The sequence below is a fragment of the Bacillus sp. 41-22 genome (assembly GCF_025809295.1).
GTDB classification, from domain to species: Bacteria; Bacillota; Bacilli; order Bacillales; family Bacillaceae_G; genus Bacillus_A; species Bacillus_A mycoides.
Window position 1 is genome coordinate 5,167,844 of record NZ_CP084035.1, and the last position, 15,372, is coordinate 5,183,215.

Annotated in this window: 13 protein-coding genes and 1 pseudogene; 4 read left to right on the forward strand and 10 right to left on the reverse strand. The window is 34.6% G+C overall.

What is annotated here, in order from left to right; all coding sequences use genetic code 11:
* Positions 1 to 159: 159 nt before the first annotated feature.
* Positions 160 to 807 carry a response regulator gene (locus tag LCF45_RS26565; RefSeq protein ID WP_002016393.1) on the reverse strand — a complete coding sequence of 216 codons (648 nt, stop codon included), beginning with the start codon at positions 805 to 807 and terminating at the stop codon, positions 160 to 162.
* A 20-nt stretch (positions 808 to 827) separates the two neighbouring features.
* A complete protein-coding gene (locus LCF45_RS26570; protein ID WP_002130130.1) occupies positions 828 to 2,399 on the reverse strand; it encodes a GAF domain-containing sensor histidine kinase in 1,572 nt (523 codons plus the stop codon).
* A 134-nt stretch (positions 2,400 to 2,533) separates the two neighbouring features.
* On the opposite strand from LCF45_RS26570, the gene pdxK reads away from it, so the two are divergent.
* Positions 2,534 to 3,358, forward strand: a complete 825-nt coding sequence (gene pdxK, locus LCF45_RS26575; protein ID WP_002016397.1) for a pyridoxine/pyridoxal/pyridoxamine kinase — start codon at positions 2,534 to 2,536, stop codon at positions 3,356 to 3,358.
* Between the two features lie 111 nt (positions 3,359 to 3,469).
* Here the strand turns inward: pdxK and LCF45_RS26580 are convergent, their stop codons facing one another.
* From LCF45_RS26580 to LCF45_RS26615, 8 genes are all read right to left on the reverse strand, one after another.
* Complete coding sequence (locus LCF45_RS26580) at positions 3,470 to 4,525, reverse strand: GGDEF domain-containing protein (RefSeq protein WP_002192230.1); 1,056 nt, start codon at positions 4,523 to 4,525, stop codon at positions 3,470 to 3,472.
* Positions 4,526 to 4,671: 146 nt separating this feature from the next.
* Positions 4,672 to 4,875, reverse strand: a complete 204-nt coding sequence (locus tag LCF45_RS26585; RefSeq protein ID WP_002130134.1) for a YbdD/YjiX family protein — start codon at positions 4,873 to 4,875, stop codon at positions 4,672 to 4,674.
* On the reverse strand, positions 4,868 to 6,943 hold the full coding sequence (gene cstA, locus LCF45_RS26590) for a carbon starvation protein CstA (RefSeq protein WP_002089870.1): 2,076 nt from the start codon (positions 6,941 to 6,943) through the stop codon (positions 4,868 to 4,870). The genes LCF45_RS26585 and cstA overlap by 8 nt, the downstream gene beginning before the upstream one ends.
* Before the next feature lie 122 nt (positions 6,944 to 7,065).
* The gene (locus tag LCF45_RS26595; RefSeq protein WP_002089871.1) at positions 7,066 to 7,782 is read right to left on the reverse strand and encodes a LytR/AlgR family response regulator transcription factor; all 717 of its coding nucleotides are present in this window, start codon (positions 7,780 to 7,782) and stop codon (positions 7,066 to 7,068) included.
* Positions 7,783 to 7,990: 208 nt separating this feature from the next.
* Positions 7,991 to 9,190, reverse strand: a complete 1,200-nt coding sequence (locus LCF45_RS26600) for an MFS transporter (RefSeq protein ID WP_002016404.1) — start codon at positions 9,188 to 9,190, stop codon at positions 7,991 to 7,993.
* Between the two features lie 154 nt (positions 9,191 to 9,344).
* A complete protein-coding gene (locus LCF45_RS26605) occupies positions 9,345 to 10,085 on the reverse strand; it encodes a WecB/TagA/CpsF family glycosyltransferase (protein WP_002016406.1) in 741 nt (246 codons plus the stop codon).
* A 21-nt stretch (positions 10,086 to 10,106) separates the two neighbouring features.
* Complete coding sequence (locus LCF45_RS26610; protein WP_078178096.1) at positions 10,107 to 11,216, reverse strand: glycosyltransferase family 4 protein; 1,110 nt, start codon at positions 11,214 to 11,216, stop codon at positions 10,107 to 10,109.
* Positions 11,217 to 11,311: 95 nt separating this feature from the next.
* A complete protein-coding gene (locus LCF45_RS26615; protein WP_002167300.1) occupies positions 11,312 to 12,763 on the reverse strand; it encodes an O-antigen ligase family protein in 1,452 nt (483 codons plus the stop codon).
* Positions 12,764 to 13,258: 495 nt separating this feature from the next.
* On the opposite strand from LCF45_RS26615, the gene LCF45_RS26620 reads away from it, so the two are divergent.
* From LCF45_RS26620 to LCF45_RS27195, 3 genes and pseudogenes are all read left to right on the forward strand, one after another.
* Positions 13,259 to 13,891, forward strand: coding sequence for a trimeric intracellular cation channel family protein (locus tag LCF45_RS26620; RefSeq protein ID WP_002016412.1), 633 nt, complete (start codon positions 13,259 to 13,261; stop codon positions 13,889 to 13,891).
* 241 nt (positions 13,892 to 14,132) lie between these two features.
* Positions 14,133 to 14,510 (forward strand): annotated as a pseudogene (locus LCF45_RS27190) (protoglobin family protein); the annotation flags it as partial.
* A complete protein-coding gene (locus LCF45_RS27195; protein WP_370458378.1) occupies positions 14,508 to 15,314 on the forward strand; it encodes a methyl-accepting chemotaxis protein in 807 nt (268 codons plus the stop codon). The pseudogene LCF45_RS27190 and the gene LCF45_RS27195, both read left to right, overlap by 3 nt.
* The last annotated feature ends 58 nt before the right edge of the window (positions 15,315 to 15,372 follow it).

Consider the following 15,372-nt stretch of genomic DNA (forward strand, 5'->3'; position numbering starts at 1 on the left):
GTTATATATCACTTACGAAAAAGGGTACTCCCTTATAATTATTGTTGCTTACAAATACATTTTATCTTTATATCAAGACAATTACGTCCTCACATAGACGTATTTTTCCATAAAAAAAGTCCACCTTCTAAAGGCGAACTAGGTCTTACGACTTTTGTCTTATACAATTCCATTTTTCACTGCATATAATGCTGCTTGTGTGCGATCGGATAAATGTAACTTACTCAAAATACTACTCATATGAGCTTTTACCGTTTTTTCTGTAATAACTAAAACAGAAGCAATTTCTTTATTACTCATCCCTTTCGCCAATAACTGCAATACTTCATTTTCTCTCGCTGTTAATACATCCACTTGAACGGAAGGTTCTTCTTCTTTCTCTTCCTGTGGTAATGTTTGAGAAAGAAGGGCATTTGCTATATCTGGATGTAATTGAATATTACCTTTATACGCGCTTCGAATAGCTTCAACAAGCTGATCTGGTTCGATATCTTTTAAAATATAACCGCTCGCCCCAGCTTTTAGTGCCGGCAATACATGAGCTTGATCAGAAAAACTAGTCAATACAATTACTTTCACGTTTGGATATTCTTTTTTAATACAAGCTGTTGCCTCAATTCCATCCATCTCAGGCATATATAAATCCATTAATACGACATCTGGACTCGTTTCGCCTACTTTCACTAGCGCCTCTTTCCCATTATTTGCTTCACCAACTAATTCAAAATCTTCCTGTGTGCTTAGAAAAAATGCTAATCCTTTTAAAACAACTGTATGATCATCAACTAACAATACTTTTATTTTCACAAACTTCCCTCATTTTCACATCATAATGGTACGTTTACTTTTATACTCGTTCGTTTCTTACTACTTACAATTTTAATTGTTCCACCAACTAATTCTACTCTTTCACGCATCGTAGTCATACCGAGTGATTTCTTCTCTTTTATATCCTTTTCTACAAACCCATTTCCTTGATCGACTATTTCTAATGATACATTTTTCTCCGTCACTTTGAAATAAATCGTCGCTTCTCTTACATTCGCATGCTTACTTACGTTATTTAAAGCTTCTTGTCCAATTCGCCATAGCGCTTCTTCTACTACACGCGGCAAATCACGTACACCTGTAACTTGTTCCCGAATTTTCAATCCTAAACTTTCACCATATTGCTTTAAAGCTGGTAATAACCCTTTCTCTAATCCAGCCGGACGGAGCTGCCAAATTAATGTCCTCATTTCTTTTAAGGCACCTTGTGCTAATTCACGCATCTCATACAAAGACTGATCTACCTTTTCATTTTGACCCTTTAAGACAGCTTCAGCGCCTTTCGTCATAAACGTTAATGAAAACAACTTTTGTGAAACAGAATCATGTAAATCTCTAGCTAAACGATTACGCTCTTCCATTCGTACAAGTTCGCGGCGTTTTTCATTTAATCTTAAGTTCTCTATCATTAATGAAATATGATTTGCTAACGCTTGTACTACATCTATCGTATTTATATCAAATTCTCCATTATTAGAACTTACACTTAATACTCCAAATATATGATCTTGAATATGTATCGGAATAGCGATAACTGTCCTATTGGGATGCTCTATATTACCAACCTGACGCTTCGACAAGACAGACTCTTCTTTTTCCAACGCTTCCTGTGCTACTGCCCTCAAATCATCTTGTAGTTCACCTTTCTTATAAGAAGCTCTCACAGCTAGTTCATTTTCTTCTCTAATAAAGAATACAACTTGCTCCCATAGAAATAAGCTCCCTATTTGCATTACAATCTCTTCTGGTAATGCATTAAATTTATGAATTGTCCTTAAAGCTTGAATAAAGCGTTCTAACTTTACATAATAATGAGCTCTTCTCTTTTCATTTTCATACAGTTTTGTACGCTTTAATGCCGTTCCAATTTGAAAGGCAACTGATTGTAATAGTACTAATTCTTCTTCCGAAAAATGCGTTTTACCTGGGCTAGCTACATTTAACACGCCAAATTCATCTTCTCCCGCTTTTAGCGGTACTGTCGCATGATGTACAATCCCTTCTGTATCTCCCCAGTTGTATTCAATCGCATTATTAATTCTCTTACATTCAATAATATTAACTGCTCGCTCTAGTTTTCCTTCCACAAAGCGGTGTAAGCACCAGCAATTCCCCTCACACATCGGTCGTTTATTTTCGAATTTCAATCCCTCTGGTAATTGGTAATCAATTAATTTTGTATATCTACCATTTTCATCCGCAAGGAAAATCCACCCTGTCGTTAAACCAGTTACATTCAACAGCTTTTCCAGCACAGCTTGAAGTACGTGATATGTATCATTTGAGGTATTCAACGTTTCTGCAATCTCTTTTAATATAACTAATTCATTTGTACGATTCTCTTGAAACATAATTCGTCTCCTACATACAAGATTTTAAATAGTACTTAACATAAATCATCTACTTTTCACTTTGTACTTATTCGTAACATTGATATAATGGTGAAAACATAGTTTTCATTATATCACTTGAGGGGGCTTTCATAATGACATTGAATAAGGCACTTACTATCGCTGGTTCTGACACAAGTGGCGGTGCTGGTATACAAGCAGATTTAAAAACATTCCAAGAACTTGGTGTATACGGAATGACATCTCTTACGACAATCGTAACGATGGATCCACATAACGGTTGGGCACATAACGTATTCCCAATCCCAGCTTCTACATTAAAACCACAATTAGAAACGACAATTGAAGGCGTTGGCGTAGATGCTTTAAAAACGGGTATGCTTGGATCAGTAGAAATTATCGAAATGGTTGCGGAAACAATTGAAAAGCACAATTTCGAAAATGTAGTAGTTGATCCTGTTATGGTATGTAAAGGAGCGGATGAAGCGTTACATCCTGAAACAAATGACTGCTTACGTGACGTTCTTGTTCCAAAGGCATTAGTCGTAACGCCAAACTTATTTGAAGCATATCAATTAAGTGGTGTGAAAATTAATTCTCTTGAGGACATGAAAGAAGCTGCAAAAAAAATCCATGCTTTAGGCGCTAAATACGTACTGATTAAAGGTGGTAGCAAACTAGGCACAGAAACTGCTATTGATGTGTTATATGACGGCGAAACATTCGATCTTCTAGAATCAGAAAAGATTGATACGACAAATACACATGGTGCAGGTTGTACATATTCTGCTGCAATTACAGCAGAACTTGCAAAAGGAAAAACGGTGAAAGAAGCAGTAAAAACTGCGAAAGAATTCATCACAGCTGCAATTCGTCATTCATTTAAGATTAACGAATATGTAGGACCAACACATCACGGTGCATACCGCAAATTCGTTGCACCGAAAGAACTTGTCTAACATAACGCTTTTTATTAATAAATTTAAAAATAGATTAAAACCCATAGAACATTTATTGTTCTGTGGGTTTTAATTACTTTACAGAAATCTTTTAAAGTACTCCCCGAATTCCTATGATGCTGAACTAACCTTGTTTCTACCATTTCTTTTTGAATAATATAACGCATCATCCGCTGATTGAATAAATTGCTCAGGTGATTTTTTATATTCTGAAAGCCCAACAGAAACTGTAATTTTAATTTTTTCCCCATTTTGCAGTTGAAATGAATGCTTTTCAACTGCTAGTCGAATTTGTTCCCCTATACGAGTTCCAAATGCTACTCTCTTTTTTGGTAACAACAGAGCAAACTCTTCGCCACCCTTTCGAAAGACTAAATTTGGGAATGGTGCATTTTCTAACAAAATACGCCCTAGTTGTTTTAACACTTCATCTCCAGCAGGATGACCGTACGTATCATTTACATACTTAAAGTGATCAATATCGATAAGTAATAAACAAAGTGAATCATTTTTCATATGCTTGCTACCAATATGACGATTCATCTCGAAATCAAACTGTCTTACATTTCCTAGATTCGTTAATGCATCTATCGTTGCATAATGCTTCATCGTTTGAAATAATTCATTGGATTGCAATACATAACTTGCACTTACAAATGTGACGTATGCCGCTACAATACAACAAACTAAATATAATGCCACTACATATATATCCTTAAATAAAATATAAAGTGGTAGTATTAAAATAGATAAACTATATACATTAAACCATATCCATTTTGTAAATATAGAAATCTTCATCCGCCAAATGAGAGTAACACCAATCCCTATTGCCACGATAGTATAGCAAGCCAATTCAGAGGCTAAAGAATACTCAGTAAAAAATACCCGTGTTATTAAAGTGATCATAACTGTTATACTACTAGCTATCGGGCCACCGATTATAATCGCCAAAACAACAGCTAAATAACGTAAATCCAACATAATATCTTCAATATGTACACCAAAATGCATCAATAATATACTTAATATCCCAGTTAAAATACCGACCAAACATTTCTGCCAAAAAGAGAATCCTTCTTTTAATGGCTTATCTCTTAAAAGCTGAGCACCTACAAAGATAAAGGACAGAATGATTGTCATATTTACAAATAGATCTCTAAACATAAAATAATCTCCCTACTTTTTCTTTTCCTTCTATCCCTTTCTATATGTTATTGTATTACGAAATCCCTATAATTCCCAAACTTTTTATTTTATTGTTCCACGTGGAACAGCAAAATAAAAAAGGAGACGAAATTTCGTCTCCTCCATTAACAACATCGTGATATCTTTCCGCCTTTTGCATTAAATCTAGCTTCTTGTGCCTCAGCAAAAAATTGCTTTTGACATAGAATTTTCTCTTCTGGATGATTTATTTTCATGTGATTTACATACGTTTCATAACTTGGAACTCCGACAAGTAAACTAATAAATTGCTTTCTCTTTCCCCATACGTTCCGTAAATTTTTAAGCATAGTTCCTCGACTCACTTTCATCTTTTGGAATATATGGTGCCTCTTTTAACGGCATTGGCTTATTTCTTAATACTTGAATCCAAATTCGAAGTGCAGAAATTAATACAGCAATTACAACTATCATAAAAATTCCACAAAGTGCCGCATCAATATAGTCATTAAAAATAATTTGTTTCATTTGCGCAACATTTTTAGCTGGAGCTAATACCTTACCATCATCTAATGCTCCCTGAAATACTTTCGCATGTGATAGAAATCCTATTTTAGGATTTTCATGAAATAACTTTTGATAACCAGCTGTCATCGTTACAATAAGTAATCCTATAGTCGGAATAAGCGTTACCCAAACGTATGCCTTTTTCCCCATTTTGAATAAAATTGTCGTTCCAAGTAATAGTGCAATCCCCGCTAACATTTGATTTGCAATACCGAAAAGTGGCCATAGCGTATTAATTCCACCGAGAGGGTCAACCACCCCTTGATATAAGAAGTACCCCCAGCCTAATACGCATAACGTTGTAGCAACCACATTCGCTATTGTGGAATCTGTTTTCGCAAACGGCTTGTACACATGCCCTAAAATATCTTGAATCATAAATCGTCCTACACGTGTTCCAGCATCAATCGTTGTTAAAATAAATAGTGCTTCAAAAAGAATGGCAAAATGGTACCAAAATGCCATCATCGCCGTTCCACCTATTACTTGTGAAAATATATGTGCCATACCAATTGCTAATGTTGGTGCGCCACCTGTACGTGATAAAATGGTCTGTTCTCCGACGTTAACAGCAAGTTCTTTTAATTCATTCGGTGTAATAGCAAATCCCCACGAAGAAATAACTTGAGCCGCTTGTGATACATCTGTTCCGATCAGCGCTGCTGGACTATTAATTGCAAAATAAGTTCCTGGTGTTAATACACAAGCTGCAATCATAGCCATCGCTGCTACAAATGATTCCATTAACATTGCCCCATAACCAATTGGCTGTGCATGACCTTCTTGCTCAATCATTTTCGGCGTCGTACCTGATGAAACGAGAGCGTGGAATCCAGAGACAGCACCGCAAGCTATTGTAATAAATAAGAACGGAAATAAATTCCCGGAGAAGACAGGGCCTGTTCCATCAATAAACTTAGATACTGCCGGCATCTTCAAATCTGGAGCTACAATTAAAATACCAATTGCTAATCCAAGTATCGTTCCTATTTTTAAAAATGTACTTAAATAATCACGTGGTGCAAGGAGCATCCAAACTGGTAATGCCGATGCAATGAATCCATATACGATAAGCATAATAGCAATTGTTTCACCACTAAAAGTAAACATACTTGCAAGTGTTGGATTTTCTGCTACATACTGTCCACCAATAAGCGATAGGACTAGTAGAACAATACCGATTACTGATCCTTCCCCTACTCGCCCTGGTCTAATGTAACGCATGTAAACTCCCATTAAAATAGCAATTGGAATTGTTGCTGCGATTGTAAACATTCCCCATGGGCTTCCAACAAGTGCCTTCACAACTACTAAAGCTAATACTGCTAATAAAATTATCATAATACCTAAAATACCAATCATCGCAATTAATCCTGTAACAGGACCAATTTCATCTTTAATCATTTCTCCTAATGATTTACCATTACGTCTCATTGAAGCAAATAAAATTACAAAATCTTGTACAGCTCCGGCAATAACTACCCCAACAATAATCCAAATAGTCCCAGGTAAATATCCCATCTGCGCCGCCAAAATTGGTCCTACTAAAGGACCTGCCCCTGCAATCGCAGCGAAGTGATGTCCGAATAAAACCCATTTATTTGTTGGAACATAATCCTTCCCATCATTTAACGTATGAGCAGGCGTTTGCCTATTATTATCTAGGCCAAAAACTTTCCTTGCTATAAATCTACTATAAAAGCGATAAGCAATCGCATACACTGATACAGCCGCAACTAATAGCCATACAGCATTAATTGTCTCACCTTGTGATAAAGCTATTACACCAAAAGCAGATGCTCCTACTGCTGCAATAACTCCCCAAAGTAAAATTGATTTCAATGTTTTCACGTACAATCCCCCCATTACTACTTCTTAGAGGAGATTGTACTAAATTTTCTGAATATTTAATTTGAATCCTCCTTATCATGAAGGATTTCTAGGCTATTATGTTAAAATTCTCTCATTACTTGTCATAGCTCAATTTTATTTCGAAGCCGTTTTACATAATTACGGCTTACTGGAATCGGTTGCTCATCGTACCTGTCTAAATGCAAATTATACGTGCCATTATAATAAGGTTTAAGTTCTTGTACATATGACATATTAATTAAATAGCTTTTATGTACACGTAAAAAATCATATGCATTTAGTTTATTTTCTAATTCCTGGAGTGTGTATGTTGAAATATACTGATTATTCGTTGTATAAATTGAAACGGTTTTATTTTCCTTATTTTTACTAATATATACAATATCCTCCGGGAGAATATATCTAATCCCCTCATGGCCTTCTATCGGCAGTTTACGCAGATGACTCTTTGCTTTCTCACCTTGTTCTTTTCCCATTTTATATAAAATGAATTGTAAATCTTCTTCACGAAATGGTCGTAATAAATAATAAAACGCTTGGAAACGAAAAGCTGTAATTGCCTCTTCTATATCCTCACCAATAAAAATAAATTTCGTATAACAATTCACTTCTCGTAACAAACTCGAATATTCAAAACCAGTACCATCCATTAATTGCGAATTTAAAAAAACAAAATCAGGTGTATGTTTTTTCATTATTAGCAAAGATTCTGTTCCAGTTTTCGCTTCAAAACATTCTACATTTCGAATGTTTTCAGTAAAGTTCTCAACTAATTTTCTTCGCTCTTCTGTTTCTTCCATGATAAGTAAGATTTTCATTTATCCAGCCACCTAATTCCTTTGTCCATATGTCTTGTTGTATACATTCGCTTTAGTAAGAAACATTCCCTTTTTCTTACTATACCATTATTTATCTAAAAAAACAGAAAAAAGGAAACCACTTTGGTTCCCCTTTTCTTTTATCCCGATTGGTGCGGGCTAATAATCAGTGGTTGATGGACAAAACACCACTGATTAAGGTTTCTCTTTATACTAATTCCCTCTGTTTCGTTTCTTGACCAAGTATAACTACAGCAAGTGCCCCAATTAAAATTGATCCACAGAAAATCGTAAATATTAGCGATAGTGAAGCTTGTGAAGCAACTAAATACCCTACTAATAGTGGTCCAAGAATACCACCAATACGCCCAAATGCAGCTGCCATTCCTGCACCTGTACCGCGAATAGTTGTTGGATACTGTTCCGGTGTATAAGCGTATAATGCACCCCAAGCACCTAAATTAAAGAAGGATAGTAACATACCCGCCACTATTAATGCTGTTAATGAATCCGCAATTCCGAACACATAAGCACTACATGCTGTACCAATTAAATACGTAACCAATACAAATTTACGACCAAGACGTTCAATAAACCATGCAGCTGTGAAATATCCTGGAAGTTGAGCTAAAGTCATAATGAGCACGTACTGAAAACTTTTTATTAAACTAAAGCCTTTCAGTACCATTACACTAGGTAACCAAAGGAACATTCCATAATAGGAAAAGACCACACAAAACCATAGAATCCATAACATAATTGTTGCTTTACGATATTCTCCAGACCAAACCGATTTTATATTTTCAATAACAGATGGCCTTTTTGCAACCTTTTGGAATCTTGGAGAATCGGGTAAATTCCATCTTAAATATAAAGCATATAACGCTGGAACTGCACTTAATACCATAGCAACTTCCCAACCGTATTTAGGAATAACAAAATATGAGATAAGAGCTGCGATTAACCAACCACCAGCCCAAAAGCTTTCTAATAGTACAACTATTTTTCCACGTTCGTGCGCTTCAACACTTTCTGATACAAGAGTAGATGCAACTGGAAGTTCCCCGCCAAGTCCCATACCAATTAAAAAGCGTAAAACGAGGAACATCGCGAATGTCGTCGTTAAAGCAGTTAAACCACTACCGATAGAAAATAGTAATAATGTAATAATAAAGACCGATTTCCGTCCTATTTTATCTGATAGTATCCCAAAAAGGAGCGCTCCTACTGCCATACCAATTGAATTAACGCTACCTATCCAACCCATTTCTTGAGTACTTAATCCCCAATCTTTTTGGAGTGCTACGATTACAAATGAAAGCATTCCAACATCCATTGCATCAAATAGCCAGCCAAGCCCTGCTATACCCAGTAGCTTTCGCTTCGAAATTTCTTTTACCTTGCTCACAAGAAGTCCTCCTTACACAGGTGTCTTTACACATAATTTTACATGTGTGTATTGCATAAGTAAAATACTTTCTTATAAAAATTCTCCTTCATCATTCCCAAAAAGTAAAATGTTTATCAGAAATAAACAAATAAAAAAAAGTAGCGATGTTCCGCTACTTTTTTGAACGCATTACTTCTTTTAAAAATTCAGCTAATACTAACTGACGACGCCAACGTGTTGGATTACTACATAATCTGTAAAACCACTCTAAATGAATAGATTGAATCCATTTTGGCGCACGCTTTACCTCTCCAGCCCACACATCTAAACTACCGCCTACTCCAACAGCCATTTTCGTTTCTAAACGATGCTTATTGTTTTGGATAAAGTTTTCTTGTCTTGGAAAGCCAAGTGCAACAAGTAATAGATCTGGTTTTGCCTCTTGAATACGTGAAACAATATTCTCTTCTTCTTCTTGTTTAAAATATCCATCTTGTATCCCCACGATAGATGCAGCCGAATATGTCTTCGTTAAATGATCAGCCGCGGCTTGTACAACATGTGGTTTTGCACCTAATAAGAAAACAGATACTGGTTTATTCTCTTCTGATAACTTCGCAAATAAATTACACATTAAATCAAAACCTGCTACACGTTCTTTTACAGGTGTACCAAGCATACCACTTGCTTTTACAACCCCAATACCATCAGGTGTAATTAAATCGGTATTTAGTAATGTTTTATGGAACTCTTCATCCTTTTTTGCACACATAACAATTTCAGGATTTGCTGTTACTACCTGAAAAGTATGAGTTTGCTCCAATTCTAGTTGTTCCTTTAAATATTGGACCGTTTCATCCATTGTCATTGTAGAGAAAGGAACACCTAGAATATCAACCGTTTGTACTGCCATAATTAACTATCCTCTCTATCATTAAAGGTTTTTTGCTATTAATTGCTTATATGTTTCTTTCGTATCTTCATATAATTTTTGAAGTGAGAAGTTCATAGTAGCATGCTCATAAATATGCTTGCCCATTACTGATAACTCTCCAGTTTTCCACTTATCATACGCCTCTTCTAATGCCGATGCCAATGCTTTTCCATCACCAGTTGGTACAATCCACCCATAAGTTTCATCTGCAATTAACGGTTCGATTTCTCCAGCTCTAGTCACAATTGATGGTACACGTTGATTTGCCGCTTCTAATAAAACTAATGGAAATCCTTCACTATGGGAAGTTAACAAATTGACATGTGATGAAGCAAATAATTGTTTCACATCTTGACGATGCCCTAAAAATTCAACTTTATCATTAATCCCTTTTTCAGTAGCTAACGCCTTTAGTTCTCTTTCTAACGGCCCGTCACCAACTAATAACACTTTAATTTTCTCCAATTTTGTTTGTTGTAACGCATCGAATAAAACTTCATGTCCTTTAACAGGATGCAAACGCGCTACTTGGATTGCCGTAAACACATCTTCATCAATATTAAACATTTCCTTTTTATTATAGCCATCTGCTTTTTCCTGATCATATTCAATCCCGTTATAGATAACATGCATCTTTTCATTTGAAATACCTAATGCGGCTAAGCTTTTTTTCAACCTATTCGTTACAACAAAAAATAAATCTATATTTTTTAAAGCTTTCAAATTTAATTTAGTAAAAATCCAGCCTTTTAAGCCTTGTTTAGTAAAGTCTTGAAATGGATCACTATGAATTGTCGTAACCCATTTTGCCACGAATTTCTTCTTCATTAGAGAAACAAAGAAATTCGCCCTAGGACCGTGTGTATGAACTACATCAAATTTTTCTTTATTAATGAATTCACTTATGTTCTTTAAAATGGATAAATCATAGCGAGATTTTTGTGAAAACACATGAACTTTTATTCCTAGCTCTCTTGCTTCTTTCGCAACAATTCCATCTTCAAATACTGCTAATTCTACTTCACCATCCGGAAACTGATCGAGCAGTGAAATAATATGTGTTTTTCCTCCACCATCTTCTGCCCCTGCATTCATATGCAATATCCTCATATTTTTTCCTCCTTTAAATCCTCGCTACATTTCCATCTATCTTTATTTTACTGTACTAAAAAATAAAAGCTAACAAAAGTTAGCTTTTATTTTTATCATTCAATTTCTAAATCTACAATTAGACAAGCTAACACCACTACAAAGTAAATCCCTACTCCTGGTGCTGTCAAAATATGTCCTGCAATATATGCAATACCTAATGCTAATACTAAGCTTGCTGTAATCATTCCATATTTCACATTAAATATTTCCTTAAATCTTGTAACAAATGCTAGTAGGATTCTTACGCCGTAATAAATAAATGGAATCATCATTAACGCAAAACCAATAATTCCGAAATCATAAAACCAATCATGGAAGTCCATTTCGATTAGCTTCGGATCTGGCTCTTTTTGTTCATTATACTTAAAGTTACCTGCGTAACCCATTCCAAATAATTTTTGTGACATTGGTGCTTCTTTAAAGAACTGCTTATGTCTCTCTTCATATACTTGACGTCCACTGAAAATAAGATTTTCTTGATTTTCTTTCTTTTGCTCTTTCTCAAGCTCTTTCTTAACTTCAGCTTCTACCTTCGCCTTTTCTTCTGGTTTTTCAACTTTATGTTGTTTTTCTTCTTTTTTAATTTTCTCTTTAATTTCTTTTTCTTTTTGACCTTGCTGCGCTACATTTTGTTCTGATAAATAGTTGTTATGAATACCCATATTTTGTGCTAATGGCGTCATTTTAAACGTTCCAACAACACCAGCCAATAGGACAATAGCAATTAATCCATTAAGTACAAGAGACATTTTGTTTGGATTTCTTCTATCAAATAATAATTGTAGTACGATAATCCCGATTGCTGCTGCTAACGTAGCACCAATTGAGCCCATCCCTACTTTCGTACCGACTTGAATTAACGAGTAAATCATTAGAAGCGATGGAATCCAATATAAAACGTGTTTCACGCTCTTTGTTTTTTGAATAGAATATAGTACCACAATAGGGAAAATAATAGCTAAGATTGACCCTAGTTCATTACCTGCATAGAACCACCCTCGGGAACCAACTTTCATCCATTGATAACTACCAAAGTCTGTAGATGTCGAAATAGAAATAACCATAATAGCGTTAATGATTAATGTTGAATACACAATACTATTTCTGACTTTGTCACTAATATTTACTTTCTTTTTCAATGATTTTAAAGCTAAAATGTATGATCCTAGCATGATATATATATATAATGCCTTCGCAACAAACTTAACTTCTTCACCAAGTACAATAGGATTCTTAACTAGTTTATTATTAATAAACCCTATCCCTAAAACTACTGCTAATAGTATTAAGTAAATTAAAAACTTCCTATTTTCCTTCTCTTTTGCCTGAATTAAAATGTAAATACCACCAACAGCCATAATAAGAAATCTTACCAAAATTCCAACAGTGGCATTTGACTTTAATAAAACGATGCTAAGAGACGTTAATAAATCTAAAACAGGCTGTAAAATAATAAAAAAGAGCAAAAAATGCTCAAATCTAACCCTAGCTTGATTTGCTAACATTCCAAGACCTCCATACAAAATCTTCACATTATCTTTTAATCATAGTTTTCTACTGTTTAAACACACCTAGCAATTATAACATAACTCATATTTAAATTGAGAACTATTTTTCATGCCGAAACTAGTCAAATCCAGCATTATTAGTAACCGAAAACATTGTCCTTTAGCTATCCTTCCCTATCCCTATAAAAACTATCTAACACATATGCACTTATTTTCGACCGTACAGAAATATTTTTTTATCATTTTATACAAATGTACAAAGCGGACTTATCTTATTGTACCATCCCTCCAACTAAGCTACATCAAAAAACTATACTATTAATCTTTCCACACTTTTTCGCTTTACTTTATTGCTACTTATCAAGCATTTTCAAACGCTTTCTTTAGCTATTTCATCCATTTTTCTACATGTAGCGAAAAGTAATTGTTATTTCCAAAACTTTAGTGTATATTTTTTCTCTGGAACATCTTTAAGAGGAAGGAATTAAAGCCATGTTATTAATCGATATATTTACGTTTCTTGGCATTATCGCCGCTGCCATTTCTGGTACATTAGTTGGTTTAAAAAAAGATCTAGATTTATTTGGTGTCCTTTGTTTAGCTGTAGCTACTGCGCTCGGCGGCGGTATTATTCGTGATATTATGATTGGTAACCTGCCTCCTGTCGCATTTGTAAAACCCATTTACTTTTTCGTAAGTGTACTATCAGCATTATTCACATGTATGTTTTTCGAGCGCATTAATAAACTTCAAGTCGTTATTATGCTTTCTGATGCTGTTGGTTTAGGGGTATTTACAGCTATTGGTGCAAATGCAGCAATGTCACATCACGTTGACGCCTCGTTTTTAGTCGTTTCAATGGGAGTTATTACAGGTATTGGGGGCGGTATTTTACGTGACATTTGCGCTCAAGATATCCCGTATGTATTCCGAAAAGAGATATATGCAATTGCTTCTATTCTAGGAGCAGTTAGTTTCTTAATTACACATGCAATGGGGGCACACATATTAGCTTTCTATGTCTGTTTATTAATAACATTCGTTATTCGTGTAGTCACCGTAATATATAATGTACATTTCCCAGTTTTCTTTAAAACACATGCAAAAATTAATAAAGGCCATTAAGAGAATTCTACATAGAATTCTCTTAATTTATATGCAATTCCATATACTATAGAGTAATTGTATATAAAAATATATAATTACATTAGAACAAAAAAATGAAAACGTTTTATAAACAGGGGGAAGAATGATGCTTGGGGTTTTTAAAAAAAATAAAACAAACACCAGTATAATTGAATTAAGCAAAGGCCAACAAATCATATTTAACGTGCCTGCTAATTCTGAACTAAAAACTCAAATGGATATGCTACATATTTCAAAGGAAGATTTACAAATTGTTAAAGTATTACAGCCATTTATTTATGAGGAAATAGATTGGATAACAGAAAAATTCTACACCAACATCACAAAACAACCTAATTTAATTGCTGTTATTGAACGCTACAGCTCTATTCCCAAATTAAAACAAACTTTAAAGACACATATTAAAGAATTGTTCAGCGGGAATATGAATGAAGATTTTATTGAACAACGTGTTAGAATTGCAAAAAGGCACGTACAAATTGGTTTACATAGAAAATGGTATACCGCTGCTTATCAAGAATTATTCCGCTCCGTCATAAAGATTTTGCAAACGAAAATTTCAACGATAGACGATTTTTCTTATTCTATAAACGTAATAAATAAATTATTCACATTAGAACAAGAACTTGTTATTGCGGCTTATGAATCCGAATATGAAAGAATCCAAAAAGAACATGAAAAAGAAAAAGAACTGACAACTATGACGATTACACATATTGCAACAGAACTAGCGGCAGTATCTGAAAAAACAAGCTCTTCTATTCAACAGTTAACATCTAAATCAGAAAGTATCGTAGGAATTGCAAAAACAGGTACATCATTAGCTACGACATCAGAAGAAAAGGCCAATAAAGGAAAAGAACAATTAAATCTGCAAAACAAACGAATGGAAAGCATCCAAACGAATATGGAAACTATCATTACTGATACTCATGAACTTCTTGATATTTCTAACAAAATTAACGAAATCATTGATATTGTAAAATCAATCGCCGAGCAAACAAATTTACTAGCATTAAATGCTGCTATTGAATCTGCACGTGCTGGCGAATTTGGTAAGGGTTTTTCAGTCGTAGCGGGAGAAATCCGAAAGTTATCAGAGCAAACGAAAGAATCAATTTCCAACGTTACAAAACTCGTTGAAAAAACTAATGAACAAATTATACACGTCTCTTCTTCCGTGGAACAAATAAGCTCTCTCGTATCTGAAGGGACAGATAGTATGCATGCGACAGATCAATATTTCCAAGAAATCGTAAAAGATATGTCTAACTCTAAAGAACAAAATAAAAAAATTGAAAATGAATTAGAGACTATCTCACAAGTAATGAAGAGTATTCAAGACGATTCCTCAACAATGGCCTTAACAGCGGATAATTTACAACTAGAACTAAACCGATAAGACAAATCGATACAAAGTGGAGATTCGTCATCTCCGCTTTGCATTCATCCTTATCATC

Bases quoted from the DNA above. Each gene is read 5' to 3' on its own strand.
- LCF45_RS26620 (WP_002016412.1), top strand. From the start codon at position 13,259: ATGTTATTAATCGATATATTTACGTTTCTTGGCATTATCGCCGCTGCC.
- LCF45_RS26585 (WP_002130134.1), bottom strand. From the start codon at position 4,875: ATGCTTAAAAATTTACGGAACGTATGGGGAAAGAGAAAGCAATTTATT.
- LCF45_RS26595 (WP_002089871.1), bottom strand. From the start codon at position 7,782: ATGAAAATCTTACTTATCATGGAAGAAACAGAAGAGCGAAGAAAATTA.
- pdxK (WP_002016397.1), top strand. From the start codon at position 2,534: ATGACATTGAATAAGGCACTTACTATCGCTGGTTCTGACACAAGTGGC.
- LCF45_RS26580 (WP_002192230.1), bottom strand. From the start codon at position 4,525: ATGTTTAGAGATCTATTTGTAAATATGACAATCATTCTGTCCTTTATC.
- LCF45_RS26610 (WP_078178096.1), bottom strand. From the start codon at position 11,216: ATGAGGATATTGCATATGAATGCAGGGGCAGAAGATGGTGGAGGAAAA.
- LCF45_RS26570 (WP_002130130.1), bottom strand. From the start codon at position 2,399: ATGTTTCAAGAGAATCGTACAAATGAATTAGTTATATTAAAAGAGATT.
- LCF45_RS26605 (WP_002016406.1), bottom strand. From the start codon at position 10,085: ATGGCAGTACAAACGGTTGATATTCTAGGTGTTCCTTTCTCTACAATG.
- LCF45_RS26615 (WP_002167300.1), bottom strand. From the start codon at position 12,763: ATGTTAGCAAATCAAGCTAGGGTTAGATTTGAGCATTTTTTGCTCTTT.